The organism is Thalassospira australica, from assembly GCF_000763295.1.
GTDB lineage: Bacteria > Pseudomonadota > Alphaproteobacteria > Rhodospirillales > Thalassospiraceae > Thalassospira > Thalassospira australica.
Window position 1 is genome coordinate 464898 of the sequence record NZ_JRJE01000031.1, and the last position, 18231, is coordinate 483128.

Annotated in this window: 14 protein-coding genes and 3 tRNA genes; 2 read left to right on the forward strand and 15 right to left on the reverse strand. The window is 46.5% G+C overall.

Features of this window, described 5'->3' with window-relative positions; translation table 11 throughout:
- The first annotated feature begins 20 nt into the window (after positions 1-20).
- The gene (gene fliG / locus JF44_RS0115350; protein WP_033069818.1) at positions 21-1040 is read left to right on the forward strand and encodes a flagellar motor switch protein FliG; all 1020 of its coding nucleotides are present in this window, start codon (positions 21-23) and stop codon (positions 1038-1040) included.
- An 89-nt stretch (positions 1041-1129) separates the two neighbouring features.
- On the opposite strand, the gene JF44_RS0115355 is transcribed toward fliG, so the two are convergent.
- Both JF44_RS0115355 and JF44_RS0115360 read right to left on the reverse strand, forming a co-directional pair.
- Positions 1130-1726 (reverse strand): hypothetical protein, encoded by a 597-nt coding sequence (locus tag JF44_RS0115355; protein ID WP_238318469.1) that lies wholly within the window; start codon positions 1724-1726, stop codon positions 1130-1132.
- Between the two features lie 444 nt (positions 1727-2170).
- Positions 2171-2247 (reverse strand) — tRNA-Val (locus JF44_RS0115360).
- A gap of 485 nt (positions 2248-2732) precedes the next feature.
- On the opposite strand from JF44_RS0115360, the gene JF44_RS0115365 reads away from it, so the two are divergent.
- Positions 2733-3821, forward strand: a complete 1089-nt coding sequence (locus JF44_RS0115365; RefSeq protein ID WP_033069820.1) for a competence protein CoiA family protein — start codon at positions 2733-2735, stop codon at positions 3819-3821.
- Here JF44_RS0115365 and JF44_RS0115370 read toward each other — a convergent pair.
- The 13 genes from JF44_RS0115370 to JF44_RS0115430 all read right to left on the reverse strand — a co-directional run bounded on the left by JF44_RS0115370 (position 3818) and on the right by JF44_RS0115430 (position 18136).
- Complete coding sequence (locus tag JF44_RS0115370) at positions 3818-5119, reverse strand: relaxase/mobilization nuclease domain-containing protein (RefSeq protein ID WP_033069821.1); 1302 nt, start codon at positions 5117-5119, stop codon at positions 3818-3820. The genes JF44_RS0115365 and JF44_RS0115370 overlap by 4 nt on opposite strands.
- Positions 5116-5430: a plasmid mobilization relaxosome protein MobC gene (gene mobC, locus JF44_RS0115375; protein WP_033069822.1), complete on the reverse strand. Its 315-nt coding sequence runs from the start codon at positions 5428-5430 to the stop codon at positions 5116-5118. Before mobC ends, JF44_RS0115370 begins: the two co-directional genes overlap by 4 nt.
- A 698-nt stretch (positions 5431-6128) precedes the next feature.
- On the reverse strand, positions 6129-7055 hold the full coding sequence (locus JF44_RS0115380) for a replication initiation protein (protein WP_081944459.1): 927 nt from the start codon (positions 7053-7055) through the stop codon (positions 6129-6131).
- A gap of 191 nt (positions 7056-7246) precedes the next feature.
- Entirely contained in the window at positions 7247-7594 is a 348-nt protein-coding gene (locus JF44_RS0115385; protein WP_033069824.1) for a hypothetical protein, read from the reverse strand.
- A 9-nt stretch (positions 7595-7603) separates the two neighbouring features.
- On the reverse strand, positions 7604-9061 hold the full coding sequence (locus tag JF44_RS0115390) for a site-specific integrase (RefSeq protein ID WP_162181415.1): 1458 nt from the start codon (positions 9059-9061) through the stop codon (positions 7604-7606).
- A gap of 92 nt (positions 9062-9153) precedes the next feature.
- Positions 9154-9230: transfer RNA gene (locus JF44_RS0115395), tRNA-Val, on the reverse strand.
- A 112-nt stretch (positions 9231-9342) separates the two neighbouring features.
- Positions 9343-9615: an HU family DNA-binding protein gene (locus tag JF44_RS0115400; RefSeq protein WP_008891813.1), complete on the reverse strand. Its 273-nt coding sequence runs from the start codon at positions 9613-9615 to the stop codon at positions 9343-9345.
- Positions 9616-9877: 262 nt separating this feature from the next.
- Positions 9878-12289, reverse strand: coding sequence for an endopeptidase La (gene lon / locus JF44_RS0115405; RefSeq protein ID WP_033069826.1), 2412 nt, complete (start codon positions 12287-12289; stop codon positions 9878-9880).
- Positions 12290-12419: 130 nt separating this feature from the next.
- A complete protein-coding gene (clpX, locus tag JF44_RS0115410) occupies positions 12420-13685 on the reverse strand; it encodes an ATP-dependent Clp protease ATP-binding subunit ClpX (RefSeq protein WP_033069827.1) in 1266 nt (421 codons plus the stop codon).
- A 302-nt stretch (positions 13686-13987) separates the two neighbouring features.
- Positions 13988-14617, reverse strand: coding sequence for an ATP-dependent Clp endopeptidase proteolytic subunit ClpP (clpP, locus tag JF44_RS0115415; protein ID WP_033069828.1), 630 nt, complete (start codon positions 14615-14617; stop codon positions 13988-13990).
- Positions 14618-14661: 44 nt separating this feature from the next.
- Positions 14662-16134 (reverse strand): trigger factor, encoded by a 1473-nt coding sequence (tig, locus tag JF44_RS0115420; RefSeq protein WP_033069829.1) that lies wholly within the window; start codon positions 16132-16134, stop codon positions 14662-14664.
- A gap of 114 nt (positions 16135-16248) precedes the next feature.
- Positions 16249-16333, reverse strand: a tRNA-Leu gene (locus JF44_RS0115425).
- 336 nt (positions 16334-16669) lie between these two features.
- Positions 16670-18136, reverse strand: coding sequence for an NAD(P)H-hydrate dehydratase (locus tag JF44_RS0115430; protein ID WP_033069830.1), 1467 nt, complete (start codon positions 18134-18136; stop codon positions 16670-16672).
- Positions 18137-18231: the final 95 nt, after the last annotated feature.

Sequence of the window (18231 nt, forward strand, 5' to 3'; positions counted from 1 at the left end):
TACGACGGAGAAGACCAGCCGTGGGGCGCGTTAAAGAAGAATACAGATCACTGGCCGGACCTGAAAAGGCAGCGATTCTCATGCTTGCTCTTGGGGAAGAGCACGCAACCAAGATGTTCAGCATGATGGATGATGAGGAAATCAAAGAGATTTCCCAAACCATGTCGAGCCTTGGCACGATCAACTCCAACATCGTGGAACGCCTGTTTGTCGAGTTTGCCGATCAGCTTTCCTCGACAGGTTCGCTTGTGGGGTCGTTTGACACCACCGAACGCCTGCTGTCGAAGGTTCTGTCCGAAGACCGTGTTAACGGCATCATGGAAGAGATCCGCGGCCCGGCAGGCCGCACCATGTGGGACAAGCTCAACAACGTGAACGAAGCGGTTCTGGCCAACTACTTGAAGAACGAATACCCGCAAACCGTTGGTGTTGTGCTTTCAAAGCTCAAACCCGGGCATTCTGCGTCTGTTCTGTCGCTTTTGCCGGAAAACTTCTCGATGGAAGTCATCATGCGTATGCTGCGCATGGAAGCGGTACAAAAAGAAGTTCTCGATAACATTGAAAAAACACTCCGCACCGAGTTCATGTCCAACCTTGCGCGCGGATCGCGCGGCGACAACCACGAACTTATGGCGGATATCTTCAACAGCCTGGATCGACAAAGTCAGGATCGTTTCCTTACTGCGCTTGAAGAACGCAACCGTGATTCGGCCGAGAAGATCAAGGCGCTTATGTTCACCTTCGAAGATCTGGCCCGCCTCGACAACAACGGTGTTCAGACGCTTCTGCGTCAGGTCGAGAAAGACAAGCTTGCACTGGCACTGAAAGGTTCAACCGATCAGATGCGCGACCTGTTCTTCAAGAACATGTCCGAACGTGCCGGCAAGATGATGAAGGAAGACATGGATGCACTGGGTCCTGTGCGCCTGTCGGATGTGGAAGAATCACAGATGATGATCGTGCAGCTGGCCAAGGAATTGGCCGCTCAGGGCCAGATCGTTATCACAGAGGGTGGCGGCGAAGACGAGATGGTCTATTAGGCTGCAAACCTCAGGGCATATTATACACACCAAAGGGACAGCATCTTGCTGTCCCTTTTATCGTTCCAAGCAGCAAGCCTTACCCTGCCCTACCCCAGGATCACATTGGGCACTGGGTCTGTGATCGACTTGATTTCCCAGCGCAGACGGTTTTGGCCGCTAATTTCGCGAAATTCTGCAGCGTTATGGCTGCGCACGCCGGCTGTTGTGCGGACTTCGATATTGCCCGTCATCTGGTAGCCCAAAGCCGTCAGACGGTCCTGATACTGGTCCGGCACAAAACCGCCCCGGATCTCAACGATGTTTCGGTCCTTATGAAAGAACATTTCCAATATGCGCGACTGGCGACGGACAAAGACAAAGCTTTTCTCACGCATGATGTTACCGCGTTTTTCATAGACAAGATTAAAAACACCACGCCCGGCATAGGTGAGCTGACGCACCGACGAATCGCGTTTGAGATCAGCCAGAACCTTTTCGACTCTTTCTTGCTCCTCCTCGGGGCCAACACTGTTGTCTAAAAGCCCCTGAGTAAGGTTCGGCTGCACCAATAATCCGCGATAGCTCAGTCGATAGTCGCCGTTTCGTTCCATCGACAAATCAATCGTGAAGGCTTCTGGCAGATAACAGCTTGCAAGCAGCATCGGCAAAACCAGAACAACCAGACAATGTCGTCCCCATCGCACGGACCGCTGCCCAGCCGACAAAGCTATGCAATAGATTGCGCTCCATACTATACTTGATGGATCTGATAACAGCCTGGCCGGATGAGTTTTCATCGTTAGGGTTCCGATTCTTATGAGGATGGCATCAACAGTGCCTGCCTGCTTAACAAGCGTCAACTTTTACAGGCTGTTATCCCACGCAACCCGCGCCGCAACAGAACCGGAAAATGCACGCCCCAAGCATGACGCTCATCAGAAGCCATTTTCTGCCCGCCAGGGTGTCTTTGCCCGCGCACGCAGCATTTTGCCATAAAGCGCGCCAAGGCGCTTATAGCTTTGCATAGCGCGGCCCGTTGCTGTTCATTCACAGGGGACATCCCGCAACGCAGCGCGCTTGTCATGATCAACAATTGGCAAGGAAAATTCAGGCAAAGAAAAAGGCAGCCTTTAGGGCTGCCTTTATCGTGGTGGGTGATGAGAGATTCGAACTCCCGACCCTCTCGGTGTAAACGAGATGCTCTAACCAGCTGAGCTAATCACCCGATGCCAAACCGCGCTGTTCTGCGGAAGCGGGCGGAACTTACCATGCTTTTCTGAAAAAGCAATGCCCACTTTGCATAAAAATGAAACTTCTATTTCAAGGCTATTTATCTTCGACCAAGGATCAACCAAAACCCACTATTTCGGGCCGTTTCACGCCTGGATTTGATCTGTTTGCATTTCTGGTGATCGCGTTTCTTGCGGTGCGAGTACAACGAAGTGATTCGTCAAAACCAGAAATGCAAAAAGGCAGCCTTTAGGGCTGCCTTTTTCATGGTGGGTGATGAGAGATTCGAAGGCTCGTCCAAAAAGTTTACAAGTGTATGTTTTTAAACGAAAACCACCAACTACCAGTTATGAACTGGTACACACAGTTAGGACACACAACAACCGCATTTGTCAACGAATTGCGCCATGACTATGATGCCTGTTAACCACTTCGAACAAGCGGACTTAAAAACTCAGAAATCTGAAGAGCGTTGGAAAAATGGCAACAACTGAGCTTAAGTTGGTATTCGGGAAAGCCCCATCAAATTCCCAAATTATGCATATAAGTGAAGTCCCATCTGGGAAAGGCTGCAACTGTATCTGTCCTCAATGTGGTTCGGCATTACTTGCCAAAAAAGGCAAAATCAGACAGCACCATTTTTCTCATGATGGCCGAAAAGATTGCGGCATTGAAAATGAGTCAGTTTTACATCTATTTGCGAAGAATATATTTTTCCGAAAGAAAGTAATAAAAACACCAAAACTTGCAATAAATTACAAAGGTCATACAAAAAATATATCAGAAAAAATTGTCAACTTCGACAGTGTGGCACTAGAGGTAAATTTTGGGAAATTTAGGATAGATGCAATTGGCAGGAAGGACACTAATCCTTTAATGGTGGAGTTCTTCTACACTCATGCTGTTGAGGATGAAAAAAGACAATACTTAACGTCAAAGAACGTAAGCACGTTAGAGATTGATATATCAAACGCTCCTCTTGGGTCGAATATTAACACCATCACCTCATATATATTACATGCTGCTCCAAGAGCTTGGATTCACAACTCAAAAATACCTGAATTCATCAGAAAAATTGATGATGAATTTGAAAAGAAAAATCTAGAAGAATCCATAAAAAACGCAAATGACATTAAACTAAAAATACATATTGGATTCACAAAAGAAAACACAGAAACACTTACTAGAAGAGTATATGGAAAGTTCTATGGATTTAATTATTTTCAACGAGTATGCATTGAAAAAGGTTATTCTAAACTATTCAACAAAAACATACACAGCGATTATTTTTTCAAAGTTGGGTACGAACATTGGCAATCATCATTAATATACAACATGATAATCCTGAATGGATTTGGCTGTAAGATTCATAAAGAGAAAGTTTATAGGTTCTTATCTCAATATATATGTAGAGATTTTCTCGTACATATATCGGATACAGCTCTAGATATCATACGAGAAGAATACTCAAGATTTCAGCCTCCAATAATTATACTAAACAAGTATTTAGAATTCTTAGAAGAAAATGGCACAATCACACAGGAAGACGATTATATCACACTGACTTAAAAAGGCTTCGGCGCAGCTCTTATTTGCCTGAGATTGTCCTCTGATGTAATTGGAGTACCTATGTCGCCAGAAGCCCCTGAAGTCATTCCAGAGGCAGATTTTCGAGCACTCCTAATTCCATTAAGCAATGCCCTTCTGGTCGATGAAGATATTTTAAAACTTGGTTCAATTTGTTTTAAATCAGGTTCTACATTTTTAGAACGTTGATTATTCAAGCTTTTAATTTCATTAAGAATATTATCAATTTTTGCAGACCTATCAGGATTTTTTAGACCTGCTTCGAGTTTAAAATTTTCAACAGCATTGCCTCTTGCTTCTTCTGGTTCACTACGATTTCCGCCAGAATTTCTATCACTTGGTCTATTTTCGACTCTCCCTCTTGGTTCAGAAGTTCGAGAATTTCGTCCGTGTTCCCCTTGGTTTTTCTCCCCAATAGAAACAACACTTCTGACACTTTCCTTTTGGGTTTTTCGACTGTGTTTTTCTGAAATACCTTTCTCAATTTTTTCTCCCTTTATTTTATATAAAAAATCTTTTTTGCTCATTCCTACCAAACGGTTCAATGAACCAATAAAATGTCCATCCATCTCAACAATGGCTGTTTTTCTGCCCTTTTTGACAACAAAACCATTCTCGAACAAAGCAGCATTGAAAGCCTTCCATCCATCACTTTCGCTATAAAGTTCTTTAATAAGATTTTTGATTGCTGGAAGGCTTAACCCTTCTCGCTTCGATTTTTGGTGCTGTATCGAGCTAAACGCAGCCTTGGGCATCTGTTTCTGTGAGTTCTTTAGGAGAATGTTTTTCAACTTCTCGTCAGACACGAAATGAGATGCAGATTTGTTGTGTTTTCCTGTGATGATTTGATGTCCAAACTCAAATTCACACTCACGACATATCTTTTCGTTTCTTGCAAAATTCCAGCTTGAGCTTAGAGTTTTGCCATTAAATCTTTCTGGAAGGACAAGGTGCAAGTGCTCATTCTGAGCGCCATCAGATAGCCTCTTGCTATGACTGACGAGCAAATGCGGCCTATCCTCCGCACCATATTCTGACTTGATTTTATCAACTGTTGCCAGTTGCTGCTCATAAGTCCAGTTGGTGCCTGGATTGATTGAGAAGTGCCTAAAAGCAAACTTACTACCGTCTAAAACTGCTTCTTTGTGGAAATCATCAAAATCTGACTTAAAACCCTCCAAAAGAATGATTTTCTCATTCTCTTCCAGCTTGTTAAGCAAATGGTTTGAAAGGTTAGAAACTCCCGATTTTGTTTGAACTCTGGTAGACTTAATTATCATCTCAATTCGTGAACCTTCTCCCTAATATCATCCATTACATCCATAAAACTCTCAATCTCCTGAAACTGCCTTTGGCTGTTTGCAAACTTCGATATCTGATTAATATTATTTCCAATTTTGGAAATTTCCCTTGTGAGTTTCTGAACTTCAGCAATCCATAAAAGTTTCTTTTCAACCAAGTTTTTATCAGAAGAAATTTTCAGGGATTCCCTTATCCAGTCCGAGAGGTTTTTGTCACTGTTGGATGCAGATTTAAGGATTTCGCCGTACTGCTCGTCTGATATGCGGAAACGAATTGTTTTGTTTTTCATTATTGGGTTTCCTTCTTCTTATTATTTTTGGTTATCCAAATGGGGTTCAACAGGGGCAAAGCCCCTTTGCCAGTTGTTGAGTGTCCGCAGGACATGAGACATGACTGGCTAAATAAATGGATAACTAATACTAAGAATAAATTAGGAAAATGTCAAGTAATGATACAATAAACTAAAATAATAATCAAGTTATCTGTAAAGTTATCAATAGTAATGAAATGAACAGACCATCCAAGAGTCAGGTGAATGGAATTGCTGTTGATAACTTTACTCATTTATATAAAAAAGTTTCCCTAATAATTCCCCTCTCCCAGAGCATCACATCGTACCCTCTCCCAGGAAAGGGTACTCTCCAAATCAAAGATTGGTTTGGCACAAAGATGACAGGACTATCAGATTTAAATACGGTTTCCCGCTCAAGTATATTAGGTGACAACATAATGCCAACATTGCAGTAGGGTATTGAGACTTTTGGGATTCTGTTTAAAGGATGAGAATAGGTATCCTGATTATATATAAAAATATTTTAATATTAAAATCGTGAGGTAGCACCCCGTGGCCTACCAAACCTATTAGATACCCTGACCATTAAATCAGGTGGCCCATCAAGTTTAATTATTAGGTTTCCTAACAGGGTAATACCTGATGTCAGAAAAGTGGCCAATTGTTTGCAACATGTTGACAAATAACAAGTTGCATCAGATTTTTTTGAGCAACCTTGAAACTGTTCTTGTTGGAAAACCCGTCATTTCCGCTAGGTAAGTAGCGTTGTATAGTTCACCTTGGGACTGTACGTCTTTGATAGCATCTTTAAGGATTTCCAACTTATCTGAAACTTTTGGGGTCTTTCTTTCATAGGGCGTTCCTGTTCCGCCTATGTATCTCTCATTCATAAATTTAATAATAGATTTGCAGGTGGATCTAATATCACAATCAGGTAACGGCCTGTGGAATGTTGCATTTAATGCATATGCAGCACTATAGACGGCTGAATCCTCTCCATTCCATGACCTGAAATAATTTTGATATGCCAAATGCCTGACATGATTGAATAAGTTTACACGTCGGCCGTGTCCGACGCTTTTGATGGAAACAAATTTGGCATTGTCATTAGCTGGTTTTGTTTCTTCTTCATCATACCAAACTGTGCAATCTTTAAGCTCAATGGGCTTGAAATCAGGCCACCAAATTGTTGACCAAGCCTCTTTGTTCCAAGGGTTCTTGGTCAATGTATTTGTGTACCCATCATCTCCATCAAGCTGCTGTATGAAGCCTTGTTCAACCACAGCCAATAACACTTTTGGTTTCCATCGAGCAGTAACATCAGTCAGCACAGGTGTTGCCAATTCAAAGACATGATGATGTCTTTCATTTTTACGATTTATGACTGTACACAAGGGCTTTGGGAACGAGCCTGGAAATTCGTCATATCTATCATGGTCGCAATCTATTGTGAGGAATCTCACTTTCTTGCAATGACCAGGATTTAAAGACACATATTTTCTGTCTTCTGCATATCCAGTGGGTTCTACCCAAGATGCTTTGTTTTTTGATGTTGATTTTATATTGTCAGAAACAAGTTGAGTCTTGGTATTTAAGTAGGTTTTAAAATCTAAATTTGTCATAAAAAATGTCCCTTCAACTTTTTTTGTTGGGAGACATTTTTTAACTTGACTTATTTCTAAATTAATATATTATCATATTTGTTGTTTTAAATGTTTTCCGCATTTAGTTTTAGAAATTAGAGTTAGAGAATCTCCCAAAGATTATTTTAACTCTTTTTTTATATTATAATATTCTGAATTAGTCAATAATATTATTGTCTCCCTTTCCATTCGTCTTCAATTCTTTTCATTTCGTAGAATGGGTCTTCTTCTCTCCTCAAGATATTCTTTGCCGTTCTCCATATTGCAACAATCCAAGAGAATACTATCGATATGGATACACATGCAAAAAAACTAAAATATTCAAGCCAATAACCAAGCACTAGCCAACTTATTGCACTAAGCCAAATACCGTTTCCTAATGTTAAAACAGTGACTTGCTTGAAATCATCTTTCGTCCAACGAGATTTCATAACCACCCCAATCAACCCAAAGAGAATATAATCTCCACAAGTTCTATTAAATTGTAATGAAATGAGGAACAGAAAACTCGTTCTCATATCATTCCCTTATTTATATAAATGGGACAAGTCCAACCCTGAAAAACTGACTTTCTGAACCAAGTCAGATTGTATCTGTTTCAGTTTTTTATCTGAGTATCTTCTGGTTAATTTTTGCTTAGACGAACTATGGCCTATGATTTGGTCAATGGTGCTGTCTTTGGCACCAAGGCTCTCCAAACCATCCCTGAAATTGGAACGGAACGAGTGAAACACTACTTGTCCCCTTACAGTCCCATTATCCTTAAATGGCTTTAAAAACCGCCCCCAAAATCTTCCATCAAACTCTTTCATTTTTTCATTATATCGAATGTCAAAAATGAACTTATCATCCGTTTTATGACGCTTTTTCTGTTCTTCTATATAATCCAACAAACCAAGTTTGATTAACTCATGATGGATTGGAACAATCCGATATCCAGATATCGTTTTGATTTTTGTTTTTGAGTGAAACAAATTGAAGTTAAGCATACCATTATGCTCAATAATATCCTTGGGTCTTAACTGGGCTATTTCGCCTAGTCTCATACCTGAAAATAAGGCGATAAGCGGACAAAAAAATGTTTTGTCCCGATGTCTGTTAACAAACTTTTCAGACTGAAAAATGGCGTTCAATTCATCAGTTGAATAGGGTTGTCTTTCATCCTCCAGTTTTTGGATCTGTTCCTGATTTGAGAATGAGAATTTTCCATTTTTGAAGGGATTAACCTTGAGATATTCCTGTTCAACACAGTAATTGAAAAATGAACTCATAACGGCATGATATTTTCCATTATAAGTTTCTTTTGATATTAAACTTTCATTCCCTTTCAGTTTTTTCAAAACTTCAACGGGATTATCAGTTTCATAATTTTTGAGATAACGGTCGGGACGAATCGGTAAACTTATTATCGCGCCCCTAAAATTAACCATATCTTTTCTTTTGTATTCAGAAACAGATTTATCCCCACATATTTTTAGAAAAATATCCAAAACTAACATGTGGAAATTGTAATATTTTGGGGCAATAGTTTTTTCTTTTTCCACCATGAAATCGGAAAATATTTTATTAATATTCAAATTTTCTTGAGAATTTTGATAAGAATTATTACCCAACATTCTTGTGAATGTATTTCGTTCTTCCTGAATGATTTTGTCTTTTTCTCTAGATTTTTTTGCCTGCTTTACTGTATTCCCCACTTCCTCCATGTACATTTGTCTTATTTCTGATTTAAAATTCAGAAACTGAGCTTTTGTCATTGTGATGATTTCGTTGTCGTCTTCTGATTTTGACATTCTCAAGTTCCTGAAAAAACTAGCAACAGCCAAAGCAGCCTCTAAAGCCCTCTCACGAGCCTCTAAGGGGTTAGCAGTACCCAAGGCCATCTTGATAGCTTCAGGGCCACCATAAACCCTTAAATCGGCTGGTATTCTCTGACGATAATAGTAACGGGAACCGATTCTTACAACGTTTGTACGTAAGGACATAAAAAAAGCCCCAGAGATGGTACACATGTAACCATTTCAGGAGCCTTCTTCTGTCGCTAAGCCATTGAGAACAATGACTATTATCGCGAAATTGGTGGGTGATGAGAGATTCGAACTCCCGACCCTCTCGGTGTAAACGAGATGCTCTAACCAGCTGAGCTAATCACCCGTTGCCTTGGACGTGGTATACTCCAAAGCGGAGCGGAACATAGCACGCTTTCCCCAAAAAGCAATGCCGGTGACGCTTGTCACCGGCATTTTTTCAAAGAAGGTCGTCAAACTTAGTTGACGGCATCCTTCAGGCCTTTACCAGCCTTGAACTTCGGCTGTTTCGATGCCGGAATGTCGATTTCTTCACCGGTGCGCGGGTTGCGACCTTTTGAAGCAGCGCGAGCAGCGACAGCGAAGGTACCGAAACCAACCAGACGAACTTCGTCGCCGGATTTAAGAGAATCGGTGATGGAATCGAAAACAGCGTCAACCGCTTTTGCAGCGTCAGCTTTGGACAGATCAGCTTTAGCAGCTACACTTCCAACGAGATCGTTTTTATTCACTTCCTGGCCCCCTTGTTTGGACGTTCGGAGTTATGAGGAAATTTGGTTTGCCCCAAACCTGTTGCATGGGCAGTGTAAGCAGGTAGCAAACATCTCGTCAATGCGAGAGACGCAGTTTTCTGCGGTTTTTGACGTTTTTTTCGATTTTTTGCCCTTTACAGCAATCCCGACATGTTCCTGTGCCGATTCTTGGGCAAAGTTATCCACAGAAAAAGGGGAGCGACCATGCCGCTCCCCTTGATTTCTGCCGTTGTGCCCTACTCTAGTGCGTAGTCACACCGCCAATATCCGATTCTTCACCGTCCTTGGACTTAACGCTGACATCATCCACTTCTTCTTCCCATTCAATCGGGACAAGGGGATTGGCAAGCGCATGGCTGAGAACCTCATCAACGTGAGATACCGGAATGATTTCCATACCGCGCTTAACGTTGTCAGGAATCTCTTCGAGATCCTTTTCGTTTTCCTGCGGGATCAGAACGGTCTTCACGCCGCCGCGCAATGCCGCCAGAAGTTTTTCTTTCAGACCACCAATCGCAAGCACGCGACCACGCAGCGTAACCTCGCCCGTCATCGCAACGTCCTTGCGCACCGGGTTCCCGGTCAGGACAGAAACGACTGAGGTCACCATGCCAACACCGGCGGACGGACCGTCTTTCGGGGTGGCACCTTCGGGTACGTGCACGTGAATGTCACGTTTCTGGAACAGGGTCGGCTTGATCCCGAAATCAACCGCACGCGAACGAACAAATGATGTCGCTGCCTGAATTGATTCCGTCATGACTTCACCGAGTTTACCGGTGGTTTTCATGTTGCCCTTGCCCGGAACCGTCACAGATTCAATCTGCAACAGATCACCACCAAATTCGGTGTAGGCAAGACCGGTAACAACACCGACCTGATCTTCGCCCTCAGTCTCGCCATAGCGGAACTTGCGAACACCAGCATATTTGCCAAGGGTTCGCGGCGTAACGCGCACGGTCTTGACGTTTTCAAGCATGATGCGTTTGGTTGCCTTACGCGCCAGCTTGGCCAGTTCACGTTCAAGGTTACGCACACCTGCTTCACGGGTGTAGTAGCGAACCAGATCACGAAGCGCGTCGTCCGAGATGCTCCATTCCCCTTTCTTCAGGCCGTTGTCCTTGACCTGCTTGGGAATGAGGTGACGTTTGGCGATCTCGACTTTTTCATCTTCGGTGTAACCGGAAATCCGGATGATTTCCATACGGTCCAGCAGCGGTTGCTGCATACGAAGTGAATTCGCCGTCGTCACAAACATCACATCCGAAAGATCGTAATCTACTTCAAGATAGTGATCGTTAAAGGTCGAATTCTGTTCCGGGTCCAGCACCTCAAGCAGGGCTGAGGCAGGATCACCACGGAAATCCGAACCCATTTTTTCAATCTCGTCGAGAAGGAAAAGCGGGTTGGAATGCTTGGCCTTTTTCATGCCCTGGACAATCTTGCCCGGCATGGAGCCGATATAGGTTCGACGGTGACCACGAACTTCAGATTCGTCACGAACGCCGCCAAGCGACATACGCACGAAGCTACGCCCGGTGGCATTGGCCATCGATTTACCAAGGGATGTCTTACCAACACCCGGAGGGCCAACAAGGCACAGGATCGGGCCTTTGACCTTTTTGGTACGTGCCTGAACAGCAAGATATTCAAGGATGCGTTCCTTGACCTTCTCCAGACCGTAATGTTCTTTATCAAGAACCTTCTTGGCCTTTTTCAGGTCGTGCGATACACGCGAACGCTTGTTCCACGGAATAGACACCATCCAGTCAAGATAGTTGCGCACCACGGTGGCTTCTGCCGACATCGGGCTCATATTGCGCAGTTTCTTGAGTTCTGCCTGGGCCTTTTCCTTTGCCTCTTTGGGCATTCGGGCCTTGTTCAGCTTCTCTTCAAGCTCTGACGCCTCATCCTTGCCGTCTTCGCCCTCGCCGAGTTCCTTCTGAATGGCTTTAAGCTGCTCATTCAGATAATACTCGCGCTGGGTTTTCTCCATCTGGCGTTTGACACGGTTGCGGATCTTCTTTTCAACCTGCAACACGCCGATTTCGGATTCCATGAAACCGAAAATACGTTCCAGACGGTCACCGACAAGTTTGGTTTCCAGCAATTCCTGCTTTTCGGAAATCTTGAGCGACAGGTGAGACGCCACCGTATCGGCAAGCTTCGCCGGCTCTTCGATCTGATTGACCGAAACCAGAACTTCTGGCGGAATTTTCTTGTTTAGCTTGATGTACTGTTCGAACTGGGTCACGACCGAACGCGCAAGCGCTTCGAGCTCGTTATCGTCTTCGTCGGAATCTTCGCGAACCGCACCATAGGCCTGGAAGAATTCGGGATTATCAACATAACCGGTAATTTCGGCACGTTTCCCGCCTTCGACCAATACCTTAACAGTTCCGTCCGGTAGCTTGAGAAGCTGCAAAACAGTTGCAACAGTACCAATTTCATAGAGATCTTCGACAGCAGGATCATCAAGACCCGCGTCTTTTTGAGTAACAAGCAGGATCTGCTTGTCTTCGCGCATCACATCTTCAAGTGCACGCACCGATTTTTCACGTCCGACAAACAGCGGAACAATCATGTGCGGGAACACGACAATGTCACGCAACGGCAGCACCGGGTATATTTCGCCACGCGCCAATTCGACCATTATGTTCTATTCCCTACTCTGAGCCAAAAACGTTACTGCGGTCCTTCCATAGGCCCCGCCAGCAACGCGAACATTGGATAGATAATCTGAATTTCCCGCACCGCAATGGATGCCGGTGCGGGAATTAGGTTCAGGCAGTGTTTTCAACACCTTCACGACGTTCGGCATGGATCAGCAACGGTTTTGCCTTTCCTTCAACAACGTCAGCATTGATCACAATTTCCTCGACGCTTTCCATGGTCGGAAGATCGAACATGGTTTCAAGCAGAATGCCTTCCATGATCGAACGCAAACCACGTGCACCGGTCTTGCGTTCAATCGCTTTGTCGGCAATTGCCTTAAGCGCATCCGGCTGGAAGGTGAGTTTGACATCTTCCATATCGAACAGACGCTGATACTGCTTGATCAGTGCGTTTTTCGGTTCGGTCAGGATCTGAACCAACGCATCATTGTCGAGGTCCTCAAGCGTTGCCAGAACCGGCAGACGCCCAATGAATTCCGGAATAAGACCGAATTTCAGAAGGTCTTCCGGTTCGACTTCGCGCAAAACATCGCCCGTCTGGCGGTCTTCAGGACCGCGCACATCGGCACCAAAGCCGATTGCGCTGCCGCGGCCACGCTGGGAAATCACTTTGTCGAGGCCCGCGAACGCACCGCCAACGATAAAGAGGATGTTGGTGGTATCGACCTGTAGGAATTCCTGTTGCGGATGTTTACGCCCGCCCTGAGGCGGAACCGAGGCAACAGTGCCCTCCATGATCTTGAGCAATGCCTGCTGGACGCCCTCACCCGACACATCACGTGTGATCGACGGGTTGTCGGACTTGCGCGAAATCTTGTCGACTTCGTCAATATAGACGATGCCGCGCTGTGCACGCTCGACATTATAGTCTGCCGCCTGCAGCAGTTTCAGAATGATGTTTTCAACATCTTCGCCCACATAACCGGCTTCGGTCAGTGTGGTGGCATCTGCCATGGTGAACGGCACATCAAGAATGCGGGCCAAAGTCTGAGCCAGAAGCGTCTTACCGCAACCGGTTGGCCCGACCAGCATGATGTTTGATTTTGCCAGCTCGATGTCTTCATTCTTGCTGGAATGATGCAGGCGTTTGTAATGGTTGTGAACCGCTACAGAGAGAACTTTTTTCGCATGGCCCTGACCGATGACATAATCATCAAGGACCTTGCAAATCTCTTGCGGAGAAGGCACCCCGTCTGCCGATTTGACGAGATGGGTTTTATGCTCTTCGCGGATGATGTCCATGCAAAGCTCTACGCATTCATCACAGATGAACACGGTTGGACCGGCGATGAGCTTGCGAACCTCGTGCTGGCTCTTTCCACAGAAAGAACAGTACAGAGTGTTCTTGGAGTCCCCGCTATTCGATTTGCTCATACAAACCCCAATTACGTTTGACGTTATCTTTTATCGCCATGTTAGCCGGTAAACGATACCGATCTCAACGTTTAATCTGCGCTTTTCGGCTTTAATGGCCTCAAGTTTGATATGGGTTCGCCACCGTGGTTGCGAAACCCCTTGCCTTAATCACCTAAACGTTCGGGTAGGCAGCAAGTTCCAAACAAATATGCCAAAGCCAGCACATACACTTGTCTATGACTTAAAACTGCCATGAGGCAAGACATAAAAAAACGCCCCGGCAGTTCACCGGGGCGTTTTCACTAATCCCACCTAAGTGATCAGTCTTTCTTTTCATCAGTTTCCGGCTTCGGACGTGACGTTACCACTTCGTCGATCAAACCAAATTCCTTGGCCTGATCGGGTGTCAGGAAGTTGTCACGTTCCATTGCGTCTTCGATGGTCTTGAGATCCCGGCCGGTATGTTCGACATAGATCTCGTTAAGACGCTGACGCAGAGCCAGAATTTCGCGGGCATGAATTTCGATGTCCGATGCCTGACCCTGAAAGCCGCCGGACGGCTGGTGGATCATGACACGTGCATTTGGCAGGCAGTAACGCTTGCCCTTTGCACCGGCCATCAAAAGCAGCGAGCCCATGGATGCCGCCTGCCCCATGCACACCGTCGATACATCACAACGGATGTACTGCATGGTGTCATAGATGGCGAGACCCGAGGTCACAACACCGCCCGGAGAGTTGATGTAAAGCGAGATATCCTTGTCCGGATTTTCCGATTCGAGATGCAGCAACTGCGCACAGATCAGTGACGACATGCCGTCATGGACCTGGCCGTTGATGAAAACGATGCGTTCCTTGAGCAAACGCGAAAAGATGTCATAGGCACGCTCGCCACGACTGGTCTGTTCGACCACCATCGGCACAAGCGAATTCATCTGTTCTTCAATCATCAACTGCAATCTCCCTGCATGATCCTAAACCGTTTCCGGCCGGATTACTTCTCTTCGGATTTGTCAGCAGCTTTTTTAGCGGCCGGCTTTTTGGCTGCAGCTTTCTTGGCCGGGGCTTTTTTAGCCGGAGCCTTTTTCTCTGCGTCCTTTTTCGCCGGTGCCTTTTTGGCAGCCGATTTCTTCTTCGGAGCTTCGTCTTCCTCTTCCGGCTTCAGAAGTTCTTCAACCGTTACGGTTTTGTCTTCCACCTTTGCGAGTTCGACGATGTAATCAACGACCTTGTCTTCATATACAGGGCCTTGAAGTCCCTGCAAGGCCTGCGGGTTATTTTTATAGAATTCAATAACCTGCTGTTCCTGCCCCGGATATTTCTGGGCTTCGGTAACCAGCGCCTTGTTGACGTCTTCCTGCGTGACCTGAATGTCGTTTTCACGGCCGACTTCAGCAAGCAGAAGACCCAGAAGAACGCGACGTTCTGCGATTTCGCGGAACTCTTCGGTCAGTTCTTCTTCGGACTTGCCTTTGGTTTCTTCGTCTTCCTGACCAGCTTCACGGGCCTGTTTGATCTGACCAATGATGCCTTCAAGTTCGTTATCCACCAGCGATACCGGCAGATCGAAGCTGTGGTTTTCAGCAAGCGCATCAAGAAGCTGGCGCTTCATTTTCTGGCGCGCAACCGATTCGTATTCACGGCCATAGTCGGTGCGAATTGCTTCTTTCAGGGCATCAAGGCTGTCCTGACCAAGTTTCTTGGCCAGTTCATCATCAAGCTCAGCGGCTTTCTTTTCCTTGATTTCCTTAACGGTAACGTCGAACTCGGCATCTTTGCCTGCGAGTTCTGCTGCACCGTATTCATCCGGGAACTTAACTTTAACAACAAGTTCGTCACCAGCATTCACGCCGGTAAGCTGATCTTCGAAACCTTCGATGAAGGAACCGGAACCGAGTTCCAGTTCGTAATCTTCGGCTTTACCGCCTTCGAATGCTTCGCCATCAATTTTGCCAAGGAAGTCAATGACAACAACGTCACCGGCTTTGGACTTGCGCTTACGCTTGAGCGGCTCGGTCGTGCCCTGTGCGCTTGCGATGCGCTCAAGGGTTTCATTAACCTTGCTGTCGTCAAGTTCAACAACTTCACGGGTCAGCTTCAGCTTTTTGAAGTCCATGGCTTCGATCGCCGGAATAACTTCAACAGCGATGTCGAACTCAAGGTCCCCGCCTTCATCGAATTTGGTGACTTCGATTTTCGGCTGAACGGCCGGGCGCAGTTCATTGTCTGCCAGAACCTTGCCGGTGTTTTCGTTTACAGCCGCTTCAAGGATTTCACCCATGACTGCCTGGCCATAACGCTGACGCAGAAGTTTCGCCGGGATTTTACCAGGACGGAAGCCCGGAAGGCGAACCTGATCCTTGATTTCGTCCAGCTTGGCGACAACTTTTTCTTCGATTTGTGCGGCGGGCACGACGACTTTGAACTCGCGCGCCAGGCCTTCGTTTTTGGTTTCAGTAACCTGCATAGATAACTCTTTTGCTTGGTTCGAATAATGTCCGTTACGCGACGCAGTCCGGACGTCAGAAAGTCAAAATGACTAAACGAATATAAAACCCGATCTATATAATCGGCCTGCAAGTGGTACGGGCGAAGGGACTCGAACCCCCACGGATTGCTCCACTGGAACCTAAATCCAGCGCGTCTACCAGTTCCGCCACGCCCGCACACAAGCAAGCATATCACTCCGGTTGGACCGGAATGAGTGCGCCTTAATACAAACTTCGATCCCCTCATGCAAGCATCGCCTTTTCGACAATCGTAATCTTGTCGAAAATAACGGGCAAACATGGCCAAAATACCGATCAGCCCAAGGGTTTCTGTCGATCTGAAAACGAACGCAGCAAGCGCCTTACTGTTCCCAAAACAGCAATTTTTATCTGCCCGACATCATTTTGATGATTTTTTTCGACCGTGGACAGGCCATGAAGATCGTTCACCATCATCGAAAATGACTGCTGTCAGACATTTTTCTTTCGATTGCTGATCCACTTTCCAACAGATCACGCACCCTTTTTGCGCGACGCCAGCCACAGTTCACGCAAAACAGCGGGTAAATGTTCGGGGATATCCTCGGCAATCAGGCCGGGGCCGATATCAGCACCGCTTCGCCCATGCAGCCAGACGCCCATGCAGGCGGCATCAAACATATCCATGCCTTGCGCCATCAACCCGCCAATAATCCCTGCAAGCACATCACCTGAGCCGGCGGTCGCCAGCCAAGGCACATCCACGGCACTGATCACGGCCCGCCCATCCGGGGCAGCAATGACAGTATCGGCCCCTTTGATCAGAACAGTGGCGCTGCATCTTTTGGCTGCGGCGCGTGCCCGGCTGAGCTTATCGCCCTTGATGTCGGGAAACAGTCGGGCGAACTCACCTTCGTGCGGCGTAAGGACCGTCGGCCCCTGAACCGCAAAACACAGTGTTGATGGATCTTCGGCAAAACTTGTCAGCGCATCCGCATCCAGAACGGTAGCCCGACATAAATGCAAAAGCTTCAGAACCAGCGCGCGGGTATCATCGCCAACGCCAAATCCCGGCCCAACCACAAAGGCATTGTGACGGCAATCGTTAACAAGTGTGTCCAGCGCGCTCATCGGGGCGGTCATATTTCCCGGCGCATCAGCACCATATATCGGAAGTGCGCCCGGCTCTGCGACAATGGTCAGAAGCCCAACACCGGACCGGCGCGCAGCACGTGCGACCAACCGTGTTGCCCCGGTCATGCTACTTCCGCCAAAGGCCAAAAGATGGCCGCGATGATATTTATGCCCATCCAGCCCCGGCCAATGGATGCCTGCGCGCCACAAGATCGGGTCATTGCGCCAGCAGGCCGGGCAGATGTCCGCAACGGTTTGATCAGAAATGCCAATATCGCGAATAACCAGTTCGCCACACATCAGCCGACCTGGCAAAAGATAATGCCCCGGTTTGGCCCGACAAAAGGTCACCGTCAGGTCGGCCTTGACCCCGCATCCCAGAACCATGCCGGTATTACCATCAACCCCTGATGGCACATCGACCGAAACCACGCCACACGGGCTTGAGTTTATTGTTGTTACAAGTTCGGCCAGTTCGCCGGTGATGTCGCGCGCAAGGCCAGCCCCGAAAATGCAATCCACAACCAGATCGGCCCCAACAACAAGGGCCGGGGATAACCGTTCAGTTGCCCCTTCCCAACGTGCAGCATGGTGTGCGGCATCCCCCTTGAGCGCGTCACTGTCGCCCAACAGTCCCAAACGTACTGACCATCCTTCATCGCGCAGAAGTTTGGCAATGACAAAGCCGTCCCCGCCATTGTTGCCCGGACCACACAAAACAGAGACGGATCGCGGCGACCAATGGCGCACGATTTCCTCAAATACAGCGCGCCCGGCATTCTCCATCAGGATATCTCCGGGGATACCACCTTGAATCGCTTTGCGATCAGCTTGGTACATTTGATCAGTTGTCAGGATTTCAAACATTTCACCCCGTCATCCTTATCTTGGCCGGTCAGATTGCCATCCATATCAAACTGTAGTGTAGCAGCATTTAAAACAGCATCAGTCGGCTGTAGCCA

What these genes read in the sequence shown, in the direction of transcription:
- tig (WP_033069829.1), bottom strand. Translation starts at nt 16,134, where the DNA reads ATGCAGGTTACTGAAACCAAAAACGAAGGCCTGGCGCGCGAGTTCAAA.
- JF44_RS0115380 (WP_081944459.1), bottom strand. Translation starts at nt 7,055, where the DNA reads ATGACAAATTTAGATTTTAAAACCTACTTAAATACCAAGACTCAACTT.
- JF44_RS0115390 (WP_162181415.1), bottom strand. Translation starts at nt 9,061, where the DNA reads ATGTCCTTACGTACAAACGTTGTAAGAATCGGTTCCCGTTACTATTAT.
- lon (WP_033069826.1), bottom strand. Translation starts at nt 12,289, where the DNA reads ATGGTCGAATTGGCGCGTGGCGAAATATACCCGGTGCTGCCGTTGCGT.
- mobC (WP_033069822.1), bottom strand. Translation starts at nt 5,430, where the DNA reads ATGAAAAACAAAACAATTCGTTTCCGCATATCAGACGAGCAGTACGGC.
- JF44_RS0115385 (WP_033069824.1), bottom strand. Translation starts at nt 7,594, where the DNA reads ATGAGAACGAGTTTTCTGTTCCTCATTTCATTACAATTTAATAGAACT.
- clpX (WP_033069827.1), bottom strand. Translation starts at nt 13,685, where the DNA reads ATGAGCAAATCGAATAGCGGGGACTCCAAGAACACTCTGTACTGTTCT.
- JF44_RS0115430 (WP_033069830.1), bottom strand. Translation starts at nt 18,136, where the DNA reads ATGTTTGAAATCCTGACAACTGATCAAATGTACCAAGCTGATCGCAAA.
- JF44_RS0115370 (WP_033069821.1), bottom strand. Translation starts at nt 5,119, where the DNA reads ATGATAATTAAGTCTACCAGAGTTCAAACAAAATCGGGAGTTTCTAAC.
- JF44_RS0115365 (WP_033069820.1), top strand. Translation starts at nt 2,733, where the DNA reads ATGGCAACAACTGAGCTTAAGTTGGTATTCGGGAAAGCCCCATCAAAT.
- clpP (WP_033069828.1), bottom strand. Translation starts at nt 14,617, where the DNA reads ATGATTGAAGAACAGATGAATTCGCTTGTGCCGATGGTGGTCGAACAG.